This is a genomic window from Bradyrhizobium sp. AUGA SZCCT0105 (genome assembly GCF_018129565.1).
Taxonomy (GTDB): domain Bacteria; phylum Pseudomonadota; class Alphaproteobacteria; order Rhizobiales; family Xanthobacteraceae; genus Bradyrhizobium.
In genome coordinates this window covers 1,295,913-1,315,601 of sequence record NZ_JAFCMK010000001.1, presented here as the reverse complement: position 1 = coordinate 1,315,601, position 19,689 = coordinate 1,295,913, and the positions used below count along the sequence as shown (strand labels likewise).

Annotated in this window: 15 protein-coding genes; 2 read left to right on the top strand and 13 right to left on the bottom strand. The window is 65.5% G+C overall.

Features of this window, described 5'->3' with window-relative positions; genetic code table 11:
- Positions 1 to 11: 11 nt before the first annotated feature.
- The 7 genes from JQ573_RS06030 to JQ573_RS06000 form a co-directional block, all read right to left on the bottom strand.
- Positions 12 to 1,271: an FAD-binding oxidoreductase gene (locus JQ573_RS06030; protein ID WP_212311272.1), complete on the bottom strand. Its 1,260-nt coding sequence runs from the start codon at positions 1,269 to 1,271 to the stop codon at positions 12 to 14.
- Positions 1,272 to 1,275: 4 nt separating this feature from the next.
- Positions 1,276 to 2,034, bottom strand: coding sequence for an SDR family NAD(P)-dependent oxidoreductase (locus tag JQ573_RS06025; protein ID WP_212311273.1), 759 nt, complete (start codon positions 2,032 to 2,034; stop codon positions 1,276 to 1,278).
- A 165-nt stretch (positions 2,035 to 2,199) separates the two neighbouring features.
- A complete protein-coding gene (locus JQ573_RS06020; RefSeq protein ID WP_212311274.1) occupies positions 2,200 to 3,282 on the bottom strand; it encodes a zinc-binding dehydrogenase in 1,083 nt (360 codons plus the stop codon).
- Positions 3,283 to 3,400: 118 nt separating this feature from the next.
- Complete coding sequence (locus JQ573_RS06015; RefSeq protein WP_283815044.1) at positions 3,401 to 7,666, bottom strand: autotransporter domain-containing protein; 4,266 nt, start codon at positions 7,664 to 7,666, stop codon at positions 3,401 to 3,403.
- Positions 7,667 to 7,862: 196 nt separating this feature from the next.
- Positions 7,863 to 8,852, bottom strand: coding sequence for a DMT family transporter (locus JQ573_RS06010; RefSeq protein ID WP_312011372.1), 990 nt, complete (start codon positions 8,850 to 8,852; stop codon positions 7,863 to 7,865).
- 194 nt (positions 8,853 to 9,046) lie between these two features.
- Positions 9,047 to 9,886: an aldo/keto reductase gene (locus JQ573_RS06005; RefSeq protein WP_212311275.1), complete on the bottom strand. Its 840-nt coding sequence runs from the start codon at positions 9,884 to 9,886 to the stop codon at positions 9,047 to 9,049.
- 259 nt (positions 9,887 to 10,145) lie between these two features.
- Complete coding sequence (locus JQ573_RS06000) at positions 10,146 to 11,630, bottom strand: aldehyde dehydrogenase family protein (RefSeq protein WP_212311276.1); 1,485 nt, start codon at positions 11,628 to 11,630, stop codon at positions 10,146 to 10,148.
- A gap of 117 nt (positions 11,631 to 11,747) precedes the next feature.
- Here JQ573_RS06000 and JQ573_RS05995 point away from each other — a divergent pair, with 117 nt between their 5' ends.
- Together JQ573_RS05995 and JQ573_RS05990 are read left to right on the top strand one after the other, a co-directional pair.
- Positions 11,748 to 12,833: a substrate-binding domain-containing protein gene (locus tag JQ573_RS05995; protein ID WP_212311277.1), complete on the top strand. Its 1,086-nt coding sequence runs from the start codon at positions 11,748 to 11,750 to the stop codon at positions 12,831 to 12,833.
- Positions 12,834 to 12,917: 84 nt separating this feature from the next.
- Positions 12,918 to 13,655: a glutamine amidotransferase gene (locus tag JQ573_RS05990; protein WP_212311278.1), complete on the top strand. Its 738-nt coding sequence runs from the start codon at positions 12,918 to 12,920 to the stop codon at positions 13,653 to 13,655.
- Here the strand turns inward: JQ573_RS05990 and JQ573_RS05985 are convergent, their stop codons facing one another.
- The 6 genes from JQ573_RS05985 to JQ573_RS05960 form a co-directional block, all read right to left on the bottom strand.
- Complete coding sequence (locus tag JQ573_RS05985; RefSeq protein ID WP_212311279.1) at positions 13,656 to 14,558, bottom strand: SMP-30/gluconolactonase/LRE family protein; 903 nt, start codon at positions 14,556 to 14,558, stop codon at positions 13,656 to 13,658.
- A gap of 197 nt (positions 14,559 to 14,755) precedes the next feature.
- On the bottom strand, positions 14,756 to 15,181 hold the full coding sequence (locus JQ573_RS05980) for a globin family protein (protein WP_212311280.1): 426 nt from the start codon (positions 15,179 to 15,181) through the stop codon (positions 14,756 to 14,758).
- Between the two features lie 80 nt (positions 15,182 to 15,261).
- On the bottom strand, positions 15,262 to 16,056 hold the full coding sequence (locus tag JQ573_RS05975; protein WP_212311281.1) for an ABC transporter ATP-binding protein: 795 nt from the start codon (positions 16,054 to 16,056) through the stop codon (positions 15,262 to 15,264).
- Positions 16,057 to 16,068: 12 nt separating this feature from the next.
- Entirely contained in the window at positions 16,069 to 16,971 is a 903-nt protein-coding gene (ntrB, locus tag JQ573_RS05970) for a nitrate ABC transporter permease (protein WP_212311282.1), read from the bottom strand.
- A gap of 59 nt (positions 16,972 to 17,030) precedes the next feature.
- A complete protein-coding gene (locus JQ573_RS05965) occupies positions 17,031 to 18,347 on the bottom strand; it encodes a CmpA/NrtA family ABC transporter substrate-binding protein (RefSeq protein ID WP_212311283.1) in 1,317 nt (438 codons plus the stop codon).
- A 346-nt stretch (positions 18,348 to 18,693) separates the two neighbouring features.
- On the bottom strand, positions 18,694 to 19,608 hold the full coding sequence (locus JQ573_RS05960; RefSeq protein WP_212311284.1) for an intradiol ring-cleavage dioxygenase: 915 nt from the start codon (positions 19,606 to 19,608) through the stop codon (positions 18,694 to 18,696).
- Positions 19,609 to 19,689: the final 81 nt, after the last annotated feature.

Below are 19,689 nucleotides of genomic sequence, written 5' to 3'. Positions count from 1 at the left end.
CCTCGCGCGAGTCACGCGATATACCGGCCCGGCGAAAAGGCCTTCACGTCGAATGGCGGCGCGGCGCCTGCGATCATTGCCGCGACCGCGGCGCCCGTTCCCGGACCGGTGGTGAAGCCGATATGCTGGTTGCCGAAGGCGAGCCAGAGACCGTGATGCCGCGGCGTTTCGCCGATCATCGGCAGGCTGTCCGGCAGCGTCGGCCGCGCGCCGCGCCAGCGCTCGCCGACCGCTTCGCCGAATTCGACCACGCTGCGCGCCATCGGCACCACCGCCTCGAGCTGCGCATAGTTCGACGGCGCATCGCGCGCGGTCAGCTCGACGCCGCTGGTGACGCGAACGCCCTGCTCCATCGGCGTCATCAGAAATGCCCCCTCCGCATCATGGATCGGCCGCAGCAATTTGCGTGCCGGGTTCGGCACGAAATGCTGGTGATAGCCGCGCTCGAACGCCAGGGGCACGCGATAGCCGAGCGGCCGCAACAATTCGGCCGACCACGGCCCGAGCGCGACCACGACGTGGCGCGCGGCGATCGCGCCGTCGGCCAGCTGCACGCGCCAGCCGTCGTCTTGTTGTTCGATCCGTCGGATCTCGGATCGCCGCACGGTGCCGCCGCCGGCGGCGAGCATCTGCGCATAGGCCTTGACCACCGCGCCCGGTGAATCGACCGATGCCGTCTGGGTGTGCAGCAGGCCCGTGCTGTAGGCGGGGATGATGTTCGGCTCGAGCGCGGAGATCGCCTGGCGATCGAGCACCTCGCTTTTGATGCCGAATTCGGCGAGTGCCGCCTGCTCGGCTTTGGCGGATGCAAGCCCGTCGCCGCGCCAGGCCTTGAGCCAGCCGGTCTCTCTGATGCGATGGCCGGCGCCCGCCTGCACGATCCAGTCGCGATGCAGCGCCAGCGATGTCCCGATCAGGCCGTGCAACGCGGCGGCGCGCGGCCTGGTCTGCGACGGTGTCGCCGCGGCGAGGAAGCGGATCACCCAGCCGGCATTGGCGAGCGCCCACGGAAGATTCCAGCGCAGCGCCGGATGCGTGTTGGTGAGATATTTCGGCAGGTTCTTCAAAAGCTGTGGCGTGTTGAGCGGCAGGATCGAGCCGGAAGAGATGATGCCGGCATTGCCGTAGGAGGTCTCGCTGCCGGGCTCGCGGCGGTCGACGATGACGACGGAGAGACCGCGCTGCCGTGCAGCAAGGCCGGCCGAGACGCCGACCATGCCTGCGCCAAGCACGACGACGTCAGCCTGCTGCGCTATCGCACCCTCGCTCATGCCGTCACATCAAGGTCAGGCCACCATCGACCGGCAGCGTGGCGCCGGTGATGTGGCCCGCTTCCGGCGACAGCAGGAAAGCCACGACCGCGGCAACCTCGTCGGGCTCGGCCAGCCGCTGCATCGGATTGGCTTTCGCCACCCGCTCCCAGGTCGAGTAATCCAGCGCGCCGAACAGGCCGGGATCCTTGCGCGTGTAGCCGGGCATCACGGCATTTGAGGTGGCGCCCGATGCTGCGAGCTCGATCGCGAGCGACTTCACCAGCACTTCGAGCGCGGCCTTGGCGGCGGCCGATCCCGGATAGGTCGCGCCCGGCACGAAGCGATGCGGTCCGAAACTGGAGACCGCGACAACGCGGCCCTGCGCGCTGCGCGCGAGATCGGGCAGCGCGGCCGCCGCGATCTCGTGGAATGCCGCCGCCATCACGGCAAAGGCGCGCTCCAGCGCGTCGCGCGGCAGGCTGGCGAAATCGCGGCGATCGGCAAAGCCCGCGGCGTGCACAATGGCATCGATCGGCCCGAAAGCGGCGCGCGCAGCCGCGACCAGCGACGTACCCGCGCCGGCCCCGGCCAGATCGCCGGTAGAGACCGCGACCTTGGCGCCCTTGCTGCGGCATTCCTCCGCAACCGAATTCAGCCGCGCGAGCCCGCTGGCCTCGGCACCCTGGCCATGCAGCATCAGCCCCTGATCGGGGCCGGCGAGCCGGCGCGCAACCGCGGCGCCGATGCCGGAGCCGCCTCCCGTGATGATTGAAACGCGCATGAGGTAGATGCTTCCAGACGACAGCGAACTATAGATTCGGTGTCACGAAATGCAAACCGCGCGGCCGATCTGTAGGGTGGGTTAGCGCAGCGTAACCCACCGACTTCGTGTCTTGAAAAAGATGGTGGGTTACGCCTTCGGCTAACCCACCCTACAAAACCGTGCTCAACGCCACGGCTCAACCAGGATCTTGGTGTGCGCCTCGGGATTGGCGAGATCGGCAAAGGCCTGCGCGACGCCGTTGATGCCGACGCGGCCGGTCACGAGTGATGCCGCATCGACCTGGCCTTCCGCGATCAGACGCAGCGAATAGGCGAACTCCTCCGGCGTGTAGCCGAGCACGTACTGGACGTTGAGCTCCTTGATGATGCCGAGCATCGGCTCGGACTTGTCGGTCTCCATGCAGACCCCGACCACGACGACACGGGCGCTGCGCGGGGCGCCCTCGAACACCTGCTGCAACACGCCGGGCACGCCGACGCATTCGAAGATCAGCGCGGGCTTCAGCGGCGGCAGCAGCGCCTGCATCGGCGGCCGCGCCGCCTTCTCGGCGTCGGTCATCTGGGCGTGCTCGGCCCAGCTCGCATAAGGCTGCGTCTTGGCGGGATCGACCACGACATCGGCGCCCATCTTCTCGGCGAGCAGCCGCCGCGCCGGCGAGTAGTCGGCGGCGACGATCGGGCCGAGCCCCTTGATCTTCAGCGCCGCGATTACCGCAAGGCCGACCGGCCCGCAACCGATCACCAGCGGCACCTCGCCGCCCCTGATGTTGGCCATCGCCACCGCGTGGACGCCGACCGCAAGCGGCTCGGTGAGCGCGGCATGCTCTGCCGCGAGCCCGTTCGGCACCTCGAGCAGCAGCGGCTCGCTGAGCAGCATCTGCTCGGCATAGGCGCCGAGATAGTCGTTGGAATAGCCGATGCCCTTCGGGCCCTCCGGCGTCAGCAGCGCCGGCAACGAGCACACGCGCGTGCCGGGCTTCAGCTTGCGCGTGGTGCCCGGACCGTAATCCAGGATCTCGCAGCAAAACTCGTGGCCGAACACGACGTCGCGCGACAGGTCCATCGGCGTGCGGCCAGGGAGAAACTTGCTCAGCTCCACCATGCGGTGGGCGTGCTTGCGCGCGTGCAGATCGGAACCGCAGATGCCGCAGGCGAGCGATTTGACCAGCACCTGGCCGGCGCCCGGCTTCGGTTCCGGCATCTGGTCGACGACAATCTCGCCATCTCTGAAGATCGCTGCGCGCATGTTCCCTCCCGCGTGGGTTTCTTCCCACTCATTTTGATGCGTATTTCGTCTCGCGAAATACACTGTCGCGGACAAGTCCGGGACAGGCTTTCGCTGCGGCAGGCTATAGCACGGAGGGTCACCACGTATAGCGCATAACGCCTTTGCCGGCGTAGGACTGGGTGACGTTGGAGAATTCACCCTCGAAGGTCGCAGCCGCCGACCAGCCGTTGCGCCACTTGATCTCCGCCGAGGCGGTGGCCAGCGCGGACTCGCTGGCCTGCGCCGCACCGTTGACCACGAAGGCCGCCCCCGGCAGCGCCTGGAACACGGCCGCGGCGCTGCGGTTCGGGTTGAAGTCGTGCGCCCAGGCGACGCGGCCGCGCAACGTCACGATGCCGCCATCGACCGCGAAGGATTTGTCCGAGCGCAGGCCGAGCTCGCTGCGCGTGTCGGTGACGCTCTTCGCCGCATAGTTCAGCGCGAAGGCACCGCCACCGGAAACCACGCTTTCCGCATAGCCTGGCAGCTCGAAGCTGGTGAATTGCGCCGCCGCGTAAGGTGTCAGCCCGATCCAGGGCGTGGCGGCGCGATAGCCGCCTTCGAGCCGGCCCGACCACGCATTGGCGTTGAAGTTCGCCCGCAGATGGTCGACGCCCGCCGCGGTGACGATGCGGTCGGTGGTGATGTCCTGCCAACCATAGGCGAGCCCGGCGCTCAGATACGCCGCGCCGACGGTGTGGCGAACGAACGCGCCGGCCTGGAACAGGTCGGAGCGGCCCCAGCCGAGACCGTTGGTGCTGAAGCTGGTGGCGCCGCCGGCGAGCGCAAAGCCTGCAATGGTGTTCGGCGAGAAACGGTAGTCGGCGCCGACTGCGGTGCCGTAGACGCTGCTGCTGGTGTTGTTCGAGCCCAGCACCGCATTGCCGCTGGTGGTCTGCGAACCGCCATAGCCCGCTGTCCAGATGCTCCAGCGCTGCTCGAAGTCGGGCTGCTGCGGCGGCGGTGCCTTGGAGTAAATCGCGGCCAGCGCATCGCGTGGCTCGGTCGTGCGCGCCGCATACGCCAGCGACGCGCTCTCCTCGGCAAACGGCGTAGCGCTCGCGCCGCCACCAAAACCGCCATCGCGCCCGGCGACGAACGGATCGGTCAGCAGACCGAGGAACTGGTTCATCGCGTTGAACGTCGCCTGCTGCGAGCCGGTCGCGCTCTCGCCCGAGGCCTGGGTCAGGCCGTTCGGCGAGAGTCCCGCATAAGCCACGTTGATGCCGCCATTGGCATTAAAGAAGTTCTGCAGCGTCGCGGCAACATTGATCTGGTTGACGTTGAGCTTCGATTTCACGGCGTAATCGAGCGCGAAATTGAGATAGGCATTGTTTGCGTCGTAGCCGAGCGTTGCAACCAGACCCGACGGCAGCCCGGTTGAAGCGACACCGGCGAACACGCCGTTGCGACCGCCGGCCGCCGACAGGATGGTGTATTGCCTGGCGATCGTGCTGCCGGCAGCGATGCTTACACCCACCGATCCGGCAAGCGCCGCGGTGCCGGTCACCTTGGCTGATGTGGCGGCGGTCGCATTGAGCCCGACCAGATACAGCGCGCCAGACTGGAAAGCGAGATTGCCCGCCACGTTGAGGAATGTGCCCGGTGTCGCATTGCCTGGCAGCAAAATGCCACCGCTCGCAATCGTCGTATTGCCGACGGTGCCGATACCGGAGAGCGCGCCGCCTGAATTCACCGTGACTGAACTCGACGACACGATCGAACCATCGACTTGCAGGACGCCGCCATTGACAACGGTAGCTCCGGTATAGGTGTTGACACCCGAGAGAGTCAGCGTGCCGCTGCCGGTCTTTTCCAGATTGCCAGGCCCGGCCGGGCCGCAACCGCAGGAATTGGAATCCGCGATCACGCCGCTGACGACTGTCGAGAGATTGTTGCCACCGACCGCGAGCGTATTGCCGCTACCGATGTAGTAGGTGCCCGAGCCCGCGATCGAACCTGCCGTGATGCGACCATCACCGTTCGGCCCAAGGCTGCCGCCGAAGTCGACATAGCCGGTTCCCTGGGTGATGAACTGCGCGGCACCGCCGGTCGCGTTGTCGACGAACTTGACGCTCGCGCCGCTCTCGGTCGTGATCACGGCGTTTCCGGCCGTCGCATATGCGGCAAAGACCAGCGCGCCGCCGGACCGGTTGGTGATCGTCGCGTTGCCTGCGGTCGGCGCCTCGGTCGCGTCGCCGATCGGGCCGAAATAGGTCAAGCCGCTGTTGTCGATGGTCGCGTTCGCCGCGGTGCTGCTCTGGAAGAAACTGATATAGCCGGTGGCGGACGTCGTCATCTTCGCCGACGCCGCCGACGAAAATCCGAGGAAATACGTCGAGCCGACGTTGTTACCATTGGTGTTGTCACCATTGGTAATGGTGGAATTGCCCGCGGTGCTGCTGTCGCCAAACACCGTGGCGCCGAAATTCCGGTTGACGATCACGGCCGTCGACGCCGTGGTGGAATTGTGGAACGTCGTGCTGGCGAACCCGTTGAAGCCGTCGTTGACGATCTTGGTGATGCCCGCCGTGTTGGCGTTGACGATCTCGAACCTGCCGTTGACAGTGACTTCGCCGACGATCGAGGCGGTGTGGCTGGCGTCGCCGAGTTGCAGCGTTGCGCAATTGCAGATCGTGGTGCCGCCGGCATAGGTGTTGGAGCCTGTCAACACCACGCGGCCGACGAAGGCCGAAGCGCCCAGCACTGACAGTCCACCGGCGCCGCCAATGTTGCCCGAGTAAGTGAAGGTGGATCCGTTGCCGTCGATGCTGCCGCCGGTGGCGTTGATCTGTGCGTTGTTCGCGATCGTGTAATTGCCGCCGGCCTGCAGCGTCCCGCCGTCGAAGGTCAGCAGGCCGGTGCCGATTGCCGACGAGACGATCGCGCCCGGCGTACCCACGGTGTCGACGCCGACTAGCAGCACGCTGCTGCCGCCGGCAACGCCGCACGCAGTGCCGCAGATCGTGGTGCCGCCGGTATATGTATTCGCGCCGGACAGCACCAGCCTGCCGCCCCCGTTGAGCACGATATCGCCGGCACCGCTGATAGGCCCCGACATCGCGCTTGTGGTACCGGCGGCGACGGTGATGATGGGATCGCTGTTGATGACGATGGTGTTGGCGATGTTGAGGCCGTTGCCGTCCAGCACCAGCTTGGTAAGACCGGCAAGCGTCTCGCCCATCTTCAGCGTGCCGCTGCCGAGTGCGTTGCTGTTGCGGATGACGAGCGTCGATCCGTCGCTCACCGAGGTGCCGCCGGTGTAGGTGCTGGCGCCGGTGACGATCAGCGAGCGCCCACCATCCAGCTTGACGGCAACCGAGGCGTCGGTGGCCAAGCCATCGAGGCCCGTGATGCCGGAGATGGTGACATCGCCCGACGCGCCGGCCGCGCTGGTTTGCAGGAACGTCAGGCTGGCACCGACGCCATTTGCAATCGCAAGATTGCCCCTGAGCATTCCACCGATCGACGTCAGCGTATTGGTTCCGCCGGTGAAGCCGATCGCGTTGCCCTGCGCACCCGGGCCGCCGCCGCCGGTGATCGTCCCGCTGTTGATGATGGTCAAGCCGCTACCGACGATTCCGGAACCGCCCGTGCCTGCTGCACCGGGCTTCCCCCGCGTGCCGCCGGTGGACGGCTCGCCTTGATTCGCGTCGATATCGGACACCTGCGCGCCGCCACCAGCGCCCGCGCCACCCGAGATCGAGCCGGAATTCCTGATCGTTGCGCCTGGCGCACTGACGACGATGCCGGTGCCGCCGTCACCGCCGCCGCCACCGACATCGCCGGCGCCGCCCGCGCCCCCATTGCCGCCTGTGATGCTGCCGCTGTTCGAGTGAATTCCTGCGCCGGTGATGGTGAATGCACTGCCGCCCGCACCACCACCACCGCCGCCGCCAGCGATTTGGGCTGAAGGGTTCGAGGCGTTGACGCCACCGTCGCCACCCTTGCCGCCATTGCCGCCCGTCAATATCCCGTTATTGTTCAGCGTCGCACCGGACGTGCCGCTGAGACCGCCGCCGCCACCGCCACCACCGCTCGCGGTAACTGGACCGATCGTTCCAGCAACGCCATCCTGTCCGGCCGCGCCACCGGCACCGCCGTCGGGAGAGGCGTTATTGCCGCCAGGGCCGCCGGCACCTCCGGCGGCGCCCTCAGCGCCGCCGCCACCACCACCACCGGTGCATTGGCACGGGCGATTCGGAGCGCCGCCGTCGCCGCCGACGCCACCGCTCACACCGGGAATGCCGCCGGCGCCGCCATGTTGTCCTGTCGACTGATAATTACCCTCGCCGCCGACGCCGCCGTTTTGTGCGACAACCGGCCCGGCGAGCAGAGCGGTTGAAAGGATGATCGCGACCATCAACCAGCCTCGCAGACGGATTCGCGCGCAGCCCCACTCCCGCATTGCCCCAGCCCCAAATCGATAGCGCCGCGCGGACGCGGCTTGACCCGAATGGGCTATCTTGCAACTCGCGGGAGGCGCGTCTTCTCAAGCCGTGCACGGTCAGCGCATCAGGTCGGATTCAGGGCATCTGTTGTAAAATGGATACGCGTGGTCAGGCGTTCGGCGACGGCTCGCTGGCCACCGCCAACACTTGCGAGCGGCGCATGCGCTCGCGATGCGCGGTGTAGAGGCCGGAGGCGACGATGAAGCCGGCGCCGAGGATGGTCCAGTAATCCGGCACCTCACCGAAGATCAGGAAGCCGAGGATGCTGACCCACAGCAGCTGCGTGTAGGAGAACGGCGCCAGCACCGAGGCATCGCCATAGCGGAACGCCAGCACGACGATCCACTGTCCGACGGTGGACGCGACGCCAATCAGGATGCCGAACATGATGTCGTGCCAGGTCGGCGTGACCCAGACGAACGGCACCAGCGCGCTGACGATGGCGACGCCGACGATCGACGAATAGGTCATCACCGTGATCGGACGTTCGCTGCCGCTCATCATGCGCGTCAGGATCAGCGTGGCGGCCCAGGCCAGCGCCGAGACGAGCGGGAAGACAGCCGCTGGATGGAAGGCGCTGGTGCCCGGTCGCAGGATGATGAACACACCGGCGAGGCCGACCGCGGTTGCAATCCAGCGTCGCATGCCGACCTTCTCGCCTAGGAAAGCGATCGACAGCGCGGTGACGAACAGCGGCGAGACGAAACTGGTGGCCGAGGCCTCAGCGATCGGCAGGAAGCCCAGCCCCGTGATGAAGATCAGGGAGGAGCCGAGCAGCGCGGCGCCGCGCAGCACATGCAGGCCGGGACGGCTGCTGCGCAGCGCAAACAGCGGCGTGCCCGGCAGCATCGCCGGCGTCATGATCAGCGCGAACACCAGGAAGCGGATCCAGGCGATCTCAATCGAAGGCAGCGAGGACGACAGATATTTCGCGGTGACGTCGGAGGTGCCCAAGAACACCGTCGACAGCAGGATCAGCGCAATGCCTTTGAACGGCCGGTCGGTGCGGGCCGGCGCCTTGCGTGCAACAGATGTCTTCGCGGGCAATGCAAGAGGAACGCTGTCCAGCCTGGCGGCTACGGCGGGGGGCGGTGTCACGGCAATCTCGAACGCGAAATAAGGGGAATCTGCTGTTCGTACAGAACGCCAATTCCGCCGCAAGAACAATGCCCGAAAACGGGACTCCGATATGCACCAGCGTGCGCGACCGCCCGCCGCAGCCTGCGCGCGGCCGCAACTGCAACAGTTTGTTAAGAACTGTGTGGAGCCGGGCTTCCAGTGAATCCCGCGAATTACAGCATCGGCAGCGAGCGCGGCTTCGGCCCGCGCGGGAACGCCGCGTCGAGCGCGGCGATCTCGTCGCCGCCGAGCTTGAGCGTTCCCGCCGCGGCATTCTCCGCCGCGTGGTCCGCGTTCGACGCTTTCGGGATCGCGAGCACCGACGGCAGCCGCGTGAGGAAGCTCAGCGCGACCTGGCGCGGCGTCGCCTGGTGCGCCTGCGCGATCGATTGCAGCACCGCGCCTGATTTGCTCGATAGCGCGGGAAAATCATTGTGGCCAAACGGCGAGTAGGCGACCACGGCCACGCCATGCCGCTCGCACCACGGGATCACGGCGTGCTCGATGGCGCGCTCGCGCAGATGGTAGAGCACCTGGTTGCAGGCGATCTTGCCCTCGCCCGCCACATCGAGCAGTTCATCGAGATCGTCTGCGTCGAAATTGCTGACGCCCCAGGAGCGGATCTTGCCGGCCGCGATCAATTCGTCGAACGCCGCGACCGTCTCGGCGAGCGGATAGGTTCCGCGCCAATGCAGCAGATAGCAATCGAGGCGATCGGTCTTCAGCCGCTTCAGCGAGCGCTCGCAGGCGGTAATGGTCCCACGGCGCGAGGCGTTGCTCGGCAGCACCTTCGAGACCAGGAACAGTTCGTCGCGGCGGCCGGTGATCGCGTCCGCAATCACGAGCTCGGCGTCGCCATACATCTCGGCCGTGTCGATATGCGTCATGCCGGCGTCGATGCCGCGCTTCAGCGCAGCGATCGCCGCCTTGCGGTCACCGCGATCGAGATACCAGGTGCCCTGCCCGATCACCGAGACCCGCGGGCCGTTGTTGCCGAATTTTCTTGTCTGCACGATCGCCTCGTTCCAGCTCGCCCCACGCCGAACGATAGTGCAAACGAGTGACACTGTCTCTTCATCGTCGTCCCGGCGAAGGCCGGGACCCATTACCACAAAAGTCAGTTGTGAAGGTTGCTGCGGCCCCAGCGTGGTCCAACAACGTAGATTTGGGGTTATGGGTCCCGGCCTTCGCCGGGACGACGGCGAATATGTTGCGCGCTCTCACCAATCCCAACAGCGCGGATCCTCCGATCCGCGCTCGCGTTACGCGCGGTCACACGTTGAGATTCATCCACACCGCCTTCGGCTCCGTGAAATTGTCGAGCGCGGCGGTGCCGTGCTCGCGGCCGAGGCCGGAGTCGCGTTCGCCGCCCCATGGCAACCGCACGTCGGTATAGCCATAGGTGTTGATCCACACCGTGCCGGCGCGGGCCTTCTTGGCGAAGCGCTGCACGCGGCCCATATCGGCGCTCCAGACGCCGGCGGCGAGGCTGTAGGCGGTGCCGTTGGCGATGCGCAGCGCATCGGCCTCGTCCTTGAACTTGATCACGCTGACGACGGGACCGAAGATCTCCTCCTGCGAGATGCGCATCTCGTGTGCGACATTGGCGAACACCGCGGGGCTGATGAAATAGCCGCGGTCGCCGACACGTGCGCCGCCGGTGGCGAGATGCGCGCCCTCGTTTTTGCCGATCTCGACATAGTCGAGGATCGAGCGCATCTGCTTCTCGGAGATGACAGGTCCGAGCACAGTAGCGCGATCCGCGGGATCGCCGATGCGCAAGGCTTCTGCGCGGGCGACCAGGCGCTCGACCACTTCGTCATAGGCGTTTTCCTGCACCAGCACGCGTGAGCCGGCCGAGCAAACTTGACCGGCGTTGAAGAAAATGCCGGCCGCGGCCGCCTTTGCGGCGGCCTCAAGATTGGCGTCGTCGAAGATCACATTGGCGGACTTGCCGCCCAATTCGAGCGAGACCCGTTTGAAGTTGCCGGCGGCGCCCTTCATGATGCCGCGGCCGACGCCGGGCGAGCCGGTGAACGTCACCTTGTCGACATCGGGATGATTGACCAGCGCGTCGCCGACGACGCGGCCGGGTCCGGTCACGATGTTGAGCACGCCCTTCGGCAGTCCGGCCTCGAGCGCGACCTCGCCGATCCGCAGCGCCGACAGCGAGGTCAGCTCGGCCGGCTTCATCACGACCGTGCAGCCGCAGGCCAGTGCCGGTGCGAGCTTCCACATGCCGATCATCAGCGGGAAATTCCACGGCACGATCGCGGCGACCACGCCGACCGGCTCGCGCACCGTGTAGGTCAGCGCATCGTCACGCGTCGAGACGACATCGCCGCTGATCTTGTCGGCCCAGCCGGCGTAATAGGTCAACGTATCGATCGCGGCGGGAAAATCCTGGCGCAGCACCGCCGATATCGGCTTGCCGGCATCGAGGCTTTCCAGGGCTGCGATCTCGTCGGCGTGCTGCTTGAGCAGCTCGGCCCATTTCAAGAGGATGTGGCCGCGCTTGGCGGCGCGCATGGTGCGCCACGGGCCTTCGAAGGCGCGGCGGGCGGCGGCGACCGCGCGGTCGACGTCGAGCTCATTGCCTTCGGCAATGGTCGCGATCACCTGCTCGGTGGCGGGATTGAGGGACTTGAAGGTCTTTCCGGACAGCGAGCGGACACGGGTGCCGTCGATCACCAACAGCTCGTCCCGGACGGTCGGGGCGTGGTGGGCGTCGCGCTCATAGTCATATGCAACCGACATCATATTTCCTCCTGGTACTGTGACTCAACGTAGGAAGCTTTTGATCGCAGTAAATATGATATCTTGTGCCTATTGGTATACCAGGATATGAAGTCAACTTCATAGGTGGTGACCACGATGCTGCAGATCGAGATCGAGACCGTCTGGCGCTTTCGGAAAGAGAACAGCCCGCAGACCGCGGTCGTGATGCTCGGCATCCTCAACGAGATCAGGAAGACCGGGAAGATCACCAGCGCCGCCACCGATGCGCAGCTGTCCTATCGCCATGTCTGGAATCTGATCGAGCAATGGTCCGGCTTCTTCGGCGTGCCGCTGGTGGAGACGCAGCGCGGCAAGGGCTCGAAGCTGACGCCGTTCGGCGAGAAGCTGGTGTGGGCCGGCGAGCGCATGCAGGCGCGGCTCGGATTGCAGCTCGAGAACCTCGCGCAGGAACTGGTGACCGAGATCAAGCCGTTCCTCGCGCAGCGGCCGCAGGTCATCCGTGTCCATGCCAGCCACGGCTTTGCCGTGTCCAAGCTGCGCGAGTTCCTCGATCGCGAAGGCGGCGTGGGCGTCGATCTCCGTTACGTCAGCAACCAGAACTCGCTGGTCTCGCTGGCGCAGGGCGCCTGCGATCTCTCCGGCGTGCATCTGCCGCACGGCGAACTGCGCGCGCGGGGCATCAAGGCCTGCCGGGAATGGCTCGACCCGCGCGAGGACCGTGTGATCAACTTCGTCACGCGCGAGATGGGCCTGATGGTCAAGCGCGGCAACCCGCTGAAGATCACCTCGCTGAAGGATCTGGTCGAGCGCAAGGCCCGCTTCGTCAACCGCGACCATGATTCCGGCACGCGGCTGCTGTTCGATCAATTGCTGACGCTGCACAAGATCCCGCAAAGCCGGATCAATGGCGCCCAGCACATGGAGTTCACCCATGCCGCGGTCGCCGCCTATGTCGCAAGCGGCATGGCGGATGCGAGTTTTGGCGTCGAGGCCGCCGCACGGCAGTTCGGCCTCGACTTCATCCGGCTGCTCACGGAGGACTACTTCTTCGTCTGCAAGCGCGCGTTCCTCGAGACCGAGCCGATGCAGCGCGTGCTCGATATCATGAAGAGCAGCGAGTTTCACAAGGCCGTGGGCGCGCTCCCCGGCTATGTCGCCTCGAATACCGGCGCCGTCAGCGGCGTGAAGGATTTTCTCGAGAAGATGCATTCCGACCGCTGATCAGCCCTGTGCCGTGGCGGCTGGACTCGCCGCGATCCGCTGCGCTATATTTTATATTATATAGCGACACACTGGACGTTGCCGATGCGACCACCCCGCTCCGCCATTGCCATCCGCCATGTTGCGTTCGAGGACCTCGGGCTGCTGGCCCCGATCATGGAGCGTGCGGGCTGGAGCGTGTCGTTCTGCGATGCGCCGGTCGACGACCTCTCCGATCGCGCGGTCAGCGACGCGGACCTCCTGATCGTGCTGGGCGGCCCGATCGGGGTCTACGAGACCGACACCTATCCGCTCCTCTCGACCGAGCTTGCGCTCTTGGAACACCGGCTCCGCCGCGGACTGCCGACGCTCGGCATCTGCCTCGGCGCGCAACTGATGGCGCAGGCGCTGGGCGGCCGCGTGTTCCCGGGCAAGGTCAAGGAAATCGGCTGGGGCCCGGTCGAACTGACGGCTGACGGCAAGTCATCCTGCCTGCGCAATCTGCACAGCAAAGTGCTGCACTGGCACGGCGACACGTTCGACCTGCCCAAGGATGCCGTGCGGCTGGCCTCGAATGCCAATTACGAGAACCAGGCCTTCGCTTACGGCCGCAACGCACTCGCGCTGCAATTCCACCTCGAGGCCGATCCGCGGCAGCTCGAGGAATGGTATGTCGGCCACGCCGTCGAACTGTCGGCCGCGAAAGTCTCAATCCCCGAACTGCGCGCGACGACGCAGGCGCTCGCGAGGCCGGTCGCCGCGCAAGCCGAGCAGGTGTTCGGCGACTGGCTGTTGTCCATCGCACCAAGCGACAGCGTGCTTCGTTCCAGCGCAGGTGCGTGACTATCCGTCGAGCCCGCTGATATCGGCGACCAGCACCGTGCCCGTCACCGATTCCGTGATGTAGAGCCGGTCGCGGTTGGCGCCGCCGATCGCGACATTGGTGCAGCTCTGGCCGGCGCGGGACTTGATCCGCGCGATGCACTCGCCGTTCGGAGCGAACACGAAGACGTGGCCGAGCGAGGCGTGCGCGACGAACAACCGCCCCGCCCTGTCCATCGTCATGCCGTCCGGTCCGCTCGGGCCGAACAGCGAGCAGAACCGGCCGACCTTGGACACGCTGCCGTCCTTCATGAACGGCGCGCGCCACACCGCATTGTCGCGTGTCATGGCGACGAACAGCACCGCCTCATGCGGATCGAGCACCAAGCCGTTCGGGCTGACGCCGGTGTCGATCAGGCAGTCGAGCTGCCCGCTGGTTTTCAAGCGATAGACCCGGCCGGTCGGATCGTGCAGCCCGGTCTGGCCCTGGTCGGTGAAGTAGATGTCGCCGTTCGTGGCGATGTGCAGATCGTTGCAGCCGCGGAATGATTCCGAATTGCGCGAGCGCAGCAGCGGCGTGACCTCGCCCGATTTGGCATCGAGCTCCATCAGCCCGTGCCGGTAGTCGGCGATCAGGATGCGGCCTTTGGCGTCGATCTTCAGCCCATTCGGCCAGCCGTCATATTCGGCGACCTGCGTCCATGATTTGTCCGGCGCAATCCTGAAGATGCGGCCGAACGGAATGTCGACGATGTAGAGGTTGCCGTCGGCATCGAACGACGGCCCCTCGATGAAGCAGTCGGTCACCGCGCCCGGCCGGTTGGCATCGGCCCATTCGCTCGCCACCTTGCGGCGGAATTCGGCCGGCACCGCGGAGAAGACCTCGGTCGGGATCAGTTTCGGCGGCGTTTCCAGGAACATCATTTTATTGGTTCACCCGTTGGCGGAGCGGGTGGACCTTAGATCGATCCTTTCGTCATTGCGAGGAGCGATAGCGACGAAGCAATCCATCTCTCGGCTAGCGGAGGTATCGATTGCTTCGCTACGCTCGCAATGACGCGGATGGACGTTCAGTTCCTAGCGGAACTGATTTCGCGCGGCGTGGGCCGATGATCGTCGCCCTACTCCGCCGCCTGCGCGCTGTCATAGGCTTCCGAAATCATGTAGCCGGACAGCGTGCCGTAGGCTGCGGTCCATGCGGCGGCGACATCAGGCGTCCAGGCTTCGCCGAGGCCCTTCTCCAAGGTCCACAGCAATGCGCCGCCGACCACCGGATAATGCTCAGGCCTGGCGCCATAGTCGACATGGCGCTTGGCGAGCGCACTCGCGGCGGGAAGCACCGACGACAGGTTACTCAATCCATTGACGACGACGGCGAGCGTCCCCATCAGCTTCTTGCGCTGCTCGGTCATATCAGAGGGAAACATCGCCTTGACGGCGGGCGCGACCTCGAACAGGCGGTCATAGAAGATGACCGCCGCCTGCTCCGAGATCGGTGCGACCTTGGCGAAGGTCTCCTGGACGAGCTTGACCTGGTCTTCCGTCATGTGTGCCTCCGTGCATGCTGCTTCCTCGCCGCGCCATTGCGGCGAGGCCGAAAAAAGCTCTCACGTGAGCGAGGCGCTGCTCATGCCGCCTCGACGAAGCTGTGGCGCTCATAGAGGAATTCGAGCACGCGCTGCCGGCATTTCAGGTAGCCGGGGTTGGTCGCGAGCTCGAGCCGCTTGCGCTGGCGCGCCAAGGGCACCTCGAGCACCTCGCCGATCCGTGCGCTCGGGCCGTTGGTCATCATGACGATGCGGTCCGACAGCAGCACGGCCTCGTCGACGTCGTGGGTGATCATCAGGATGGTGTTGCCGAGCTTCTGATGCAGCGCCATCACCGAATCCTGCAGATGCGCACGGGTCAGCGCGTCGAGCGCGCCGAACGGCTCGTCGAGCAGCAGCACCTTCGGCTCCATCGCGAGTGCGCGCGCGATGCCGACGCGCTGCTTCATGCCACCCGAGATCTCGCTCGGCCGCTTGTCCTTGGCATGCGCCATCTGCACCAGGCTGAGATTGTGCATCACCCAGGCGTCGCGCTCGGCCCTGCTCTTGGTCCTGGCAAACACCTTGTCGACGCCGAGCTTGACGTTCTCGTAGACGGTCAGCCACGGCAACAGGCTGTGGTTCTGGAACACCACGGCGCGATCCGGCCCCGGCGCGTTGACCTCACGGTTCTCCAGCAGCACGCCGCCATTGGTGGCGCCGGTGAGGCCGGCCACGATATTGAGCAGGGTCGACTTGCCGCAGCCGGAATGGCCGATGATCGAGACATATTCGCCCTTCTCGATGGTCAGGTTGATGTCCTTCAACACCTCGGTGGTAGCGCTGCCGCGGGTGAAAATCTTGTCGATGTGATCGAGCTTCAGATAGGCCTGCATGACTGGTCCTCCTCAGTTCGCAGCCGTGCCGCGGGTCACGACTTTGCCGAGGCCCGCAATGAGCCGGTCGAGCACGAAGCCGATGATGCCGACATAGAACAGCGCCAGGATGATTTCGCTGATGTGCGAGGAATTCCACGCATCCCAGATGAAGAAGCCGATGCCGACGCCGCCGATCAGCATTTCCGCGGCGACGATCGCGAGCCAGGACAGTCCGATGCCGATGCGCAGGCCGGTGAATATGTAGGGCGCGGCCGCCGGGATCATGATCTTGGTGAAGAACTCCAGCGGATTGAGCTGCACCACGGCGGCGACGTTGCGGTAATCCTGCGGGATGTTGCGGATGCCGACCGCGGTGTTGATGATGATCGGCCATACCGAGGTGATGAAGATCACGAAGATCGCCGAGGGCTGGCCGTCGCGGAATGCTGCGAGCGACAGCGGCAGCCAGGCGAGCGGCGGGATGGTGCGCAGCACCTGGAACAGCGGATCGAGCCCGCGCATCGCCCAGACCGACTGGCCGACCAGCGTGCCGAGTGCGATGCCCGCGATCGCCGCCAGCGAATAGCCGTAGGCAACGCGCTGAAGGCTGGCGGAGAGGTGCCAGAACAGGCCCTTGTCGATGCCGCCATTGTCGAAGAACGGATCGAGGATCAGCTCCCTGGTGTCCTTGAACACTTTTGAAGGCGGCGGCAGGCTGGAGCCGGCGCGCCGGCAGATCAGCTCCCACACCACCAGCAGCAGCGCGACCACGATCAACGGCGGCACGACGCGCGCCGCGGTCTCCTTCGCCATCTTGGCGTAGGCTTCGGCGCGCGACGCGCGCTTCGGCGTCATGGTCACGACCGGCGCCGCGGCAGCGGCCTGCGGGATCGCCACCGCTGACACTTCGGTCTTCATGGCAGGCATCGACATTGACAGACAATCTCCGTGGTCAAAGGGAGAGCCGCGCGATGCGCGCGGCTCCACTCACATCAGACATCGACACGCTTGATGGACAGCGACTTCAGGTAAGCGGCGGGATCGGCGGGATCGAACACCTTGCCGTCGAAGAAGGTCTCCTTGCCGCGCGAGGTCGAAGTTGGAATTTCCGATGCCGGCACGCCGAGCTCCTTGGCGGCCTCCTTCCAGAGATCCTCGCGATTGACCTTGGCGATCAGCGCCTTGGTGTCGAAACCCACCTCATACTTGCCCCAGCGGATATCCTCGGTGAGGAACCAGAGGTCGTGGCTCTGATAGGGATAGGATGCGTTGTCCTTCCAGAACCGCATCTGCTGCGGCGAGTTCTCGACCACCCGACCGGTGCCGTAGTCGAACTTGCCTTTCATGCGATCGGTGATGTCCTCGACCGGGCAGTTGATCCATTGCCGCTTGGCGCAGATCGCCGCGGTCTCCTCGCGGTTCTCCGCCTTTTCGCACCACTGCTGGGCTTCCATCACGGCCATCAGCAGTGCCTTCGCAGCCTTCGGGTTCTTGTCGACCCAGGCGGCGCGCAGGCCGAACGATTTCTCCGGATGCTTGTCCCAGAGCTCGCCTGTCGTGATCGCGGTGTAGCCGATGTCCTGATGGATGAGCTGCAGATTCCATGGCTCGCAGACGCAGAAGCAATCCATGGTGCCGACCTTCATGTTGGCCACCATCTGCGGCGGCGGCACCACGATGGTCTCGATGTCCTTGTCGGGATCGATGCCGCCCGCAGCGAGCCAGTAACGAATCCACAGATCATGCGTGCCGCCCGGGAAGGTCATCGCGGCCTTCACCGCCTTGCCGGAGGCCTTCTTCTTCTCCAGCGCCGCCTTGAAGGGCGTGGTGTCGATGCCGACCTTGAGATCGGCATATTCCTTGGCGACCGAGATGCACTGACCGTTCAGATTGAGCCGCGCCATGATGTACATCGGCGTCGGCTGATTGTTCTGCGTCACCTTGCCGGCCGAGATCAGATACGGCATCGGAGTCAGGATATGCGCGCCGTCGATGCCGTTGCCTTCGGAGCCGAGCACGAGGTTGTCGCGCGTGGTGCCCCACGAAGCCTGCTTCTGCACCTCGACATCGGGCATGCCGTATTTGGCGAAGATGCCCTTCTCCTTGGCGACGAACAGCGGCGAGGCGTCGGTGAGCGCGATGAAGCCGAGCTTGGCGCCCTTCACTTCCGGACCCGCGCCTTGCGCGAATGCACCAGCGGGAAAGTTGAGCTTGGCTGCGGCGAGCAGCGCGGCGGCGCCGCCGGTTGCCTTCAGGAGCTGGCGACGGCTGATCGCGCGGCCTCGGGGCGTGTTGCTGGGCTTGGTCATCGGTCGTCCTTTGCGTCGTTGCGTCACGGTGTTGCGTCTTTGCGTCGAGCACCGTTCATCGGGCGGCGACGCGCGCAGGGCGCAAAAGGGCATGCACCGGGGCGGCCCCGGTCTGGCGGCGTCAGAAATCCGATGGGGTGGCCTCGAGGGACGGCTTCAATGGCGTCGGCAGCTGACTATTCAAGCCTTGTGCCAAGCTACCGCAGTGCAAAAACTGATTTTATTGCAATGTTTTGCGCAACTTGTCGCAGCGCGCGCGGAAGTCCCCGCGCGCTGCCAAAAAATGCGATTCGCCCAATTATTGTGCGCCGCACATGAATTGAGCAGAGCGCGTGGACGGCAGTGATCAGGCGTCTTCGGCGACCTTGGTGCCGAGCGGCGCGGGCGCCATTCCGCCGCCGGGCTTCACGTGGAATTCGTAGGTCATCAGGCTCCACGGGCGATCCGAGCGCTGGCCGTCGGGCATCACCGGATCGGTGCGCCGCTCGACCTTGGCGATCAGTTCGTCCTTCACACCGAACACGACATCGGAGTCGATGTACTTGTCGCCTTCGACGAACACATGCGTGATCAGCGGCTCATAGCCCTTGGCATTGACCAGGAAGTGCACATGCGCCGGCCGCATCGGATGCCGGTTGGTCTGCGTGATCATCTGCCCGACGGGACCGTCGGTCGGGATCGGATAGCTGCACGGCACGATGGTGCGGAAGAAGAAGCGGCCGTCGGCATCGGTGATGAAGCGCGCCCGCGAGGACGGGCCTTCGGTGGCATAGCTCGGCTTCTGCGAGTCATAGAACCCGTCGTCATCCGCGTGCCAGATATCGACCGGCACATTGGCCAGCGGCTTGCCGTCGAGGTCGGTGACGCGGCTTTGCACGAACATGCGCTCGCCGGGCAGGCTTGCCGAGATATCGGTGCCGTGCGGCGTCACCTTGTGCTCGCCGACATAGAACGGGCCGAGCACGGTGGTCTCGGTCGCGCCGTCACGATCCCGGTGGTTGACCGCATCGACCAGCATCGACACGCCGAGCACGTCGGACAGCAGGATGAATTCCTGGCGGATGTCCGTGCACTTCTGCCCGGTGCGGGTCAGGAAGCCGATGGCGTGGTCCCATTCCTCGAAGGTGAGATCGGTCTTGCGCACATAGTCGTGCAGCGACTTCACCAGTTCCTGCAGCAGGAACTTGGCCCGCGGATCGGGCGTCTGGTCGAAGCTGCGGATGACGGCTGTGGTGAGCTCGGTTTCGTTGAACTGGGTCATCTCGGCGTTTCCCTTGACGTATCCCTTGAGGGCACGATTGCGGCCCCGACCGTACACGACCGGCCCGGTGCCGGTAAGCGG

Bases quoted from the DNA above. Each gene is read 5' to 3' on its own strand.
- JQ573_RS05960 (WP_212311284.1), bottom strand. From the start codon at position 19,608: ATGACCCAGTTCAACGAAACCGAGCTCACCACAGCCGTCATCCGCAGC.
- JQ573_RS05980 (WP_212311280.1), bottom strand. From the start codon at position 15,181: ATGACGGAAGACCAGGTCAAGCTCGTCCAGGAGACCTTCGCCAAGGTC.
- JQ573_RS06000 (WP_212311276.1), bottom strand. From the start codon at position 11,630: ATGTCGGTTGCATATGACTATGAGCGCGACGCCCACCACGCCCCGACC.
- JQ573_RS06015 (WP_283815044.1), bottom strand. From the start codon at position 7,666: ATGGTCGCGATCATCCTTTCAACCGCTCTGCTCGCCGGGCCGGTTGTC.
- JQ573_RS05990 (WP_212311278.1), top strand. From the start codon at position 12,918: ATGCGACCACCCCGCTCCGCCATTGCCATCCGCCATGTTGCGTTCGAG.
- JQ573_RS05995 (WP_212311277.1), top strand. From the start codon at position 11,748: ATGCTGCAGATCGAGATCGAGACCGTCTGGCGCTTTCGGAAAGAGAAC.
- JQ573_RS05985 (WP_212311279.1), bottom strand. From the start codon at position 14,558: ATGATGTTCCTGGAAACGCCGCCGAAACTGATCCCGACCGAGGTCTTC.
- JQ573_RS06025 (WP_212311273.1), bottom strand. From the start codon at position 2,034: ATGCGCGTTTCAATCATCACGGGAGGCGGCTCCGGCATCGGCGCCGCG.
- JQ573_RS06030 (WP_212311272.1), bottom strand. From the start codon at position 1,271: ATGAGCGAGGGTGCGATAGCGCAGCAGGCTGACGTCGTCGTGCTTGGC.
- JQ573_RS05975 (WP_212311281.1), bottom strand. From the start codon at position 16,056: ATGCAGGCCTATCTGAAGCTCGATCACATCGACAAGATTTTCACCCGC.
- ntrB (WP_212311282.1), bottom strand. From the start codon at position 16,971: ATGTCGATGCCTGCCATGAAGACCGAAGTGTCAGCGGTGGCGATCCCG.
- JQ573_RS06020 (WP_212311274.1), bottom strand. From the start codon at position 3,282: ATGCGCGCAGCGATCTTCAGAGATGGCGAGATTGTCGTCGACCAGATG.
- JQ573_RS05965 (WP_212311283.1), bottom strand. From the start codon at position 18,347: ATGACCAAGCCCAGCAACACGCCCCGAGGCCGCGCGATCAGCCGTCGC.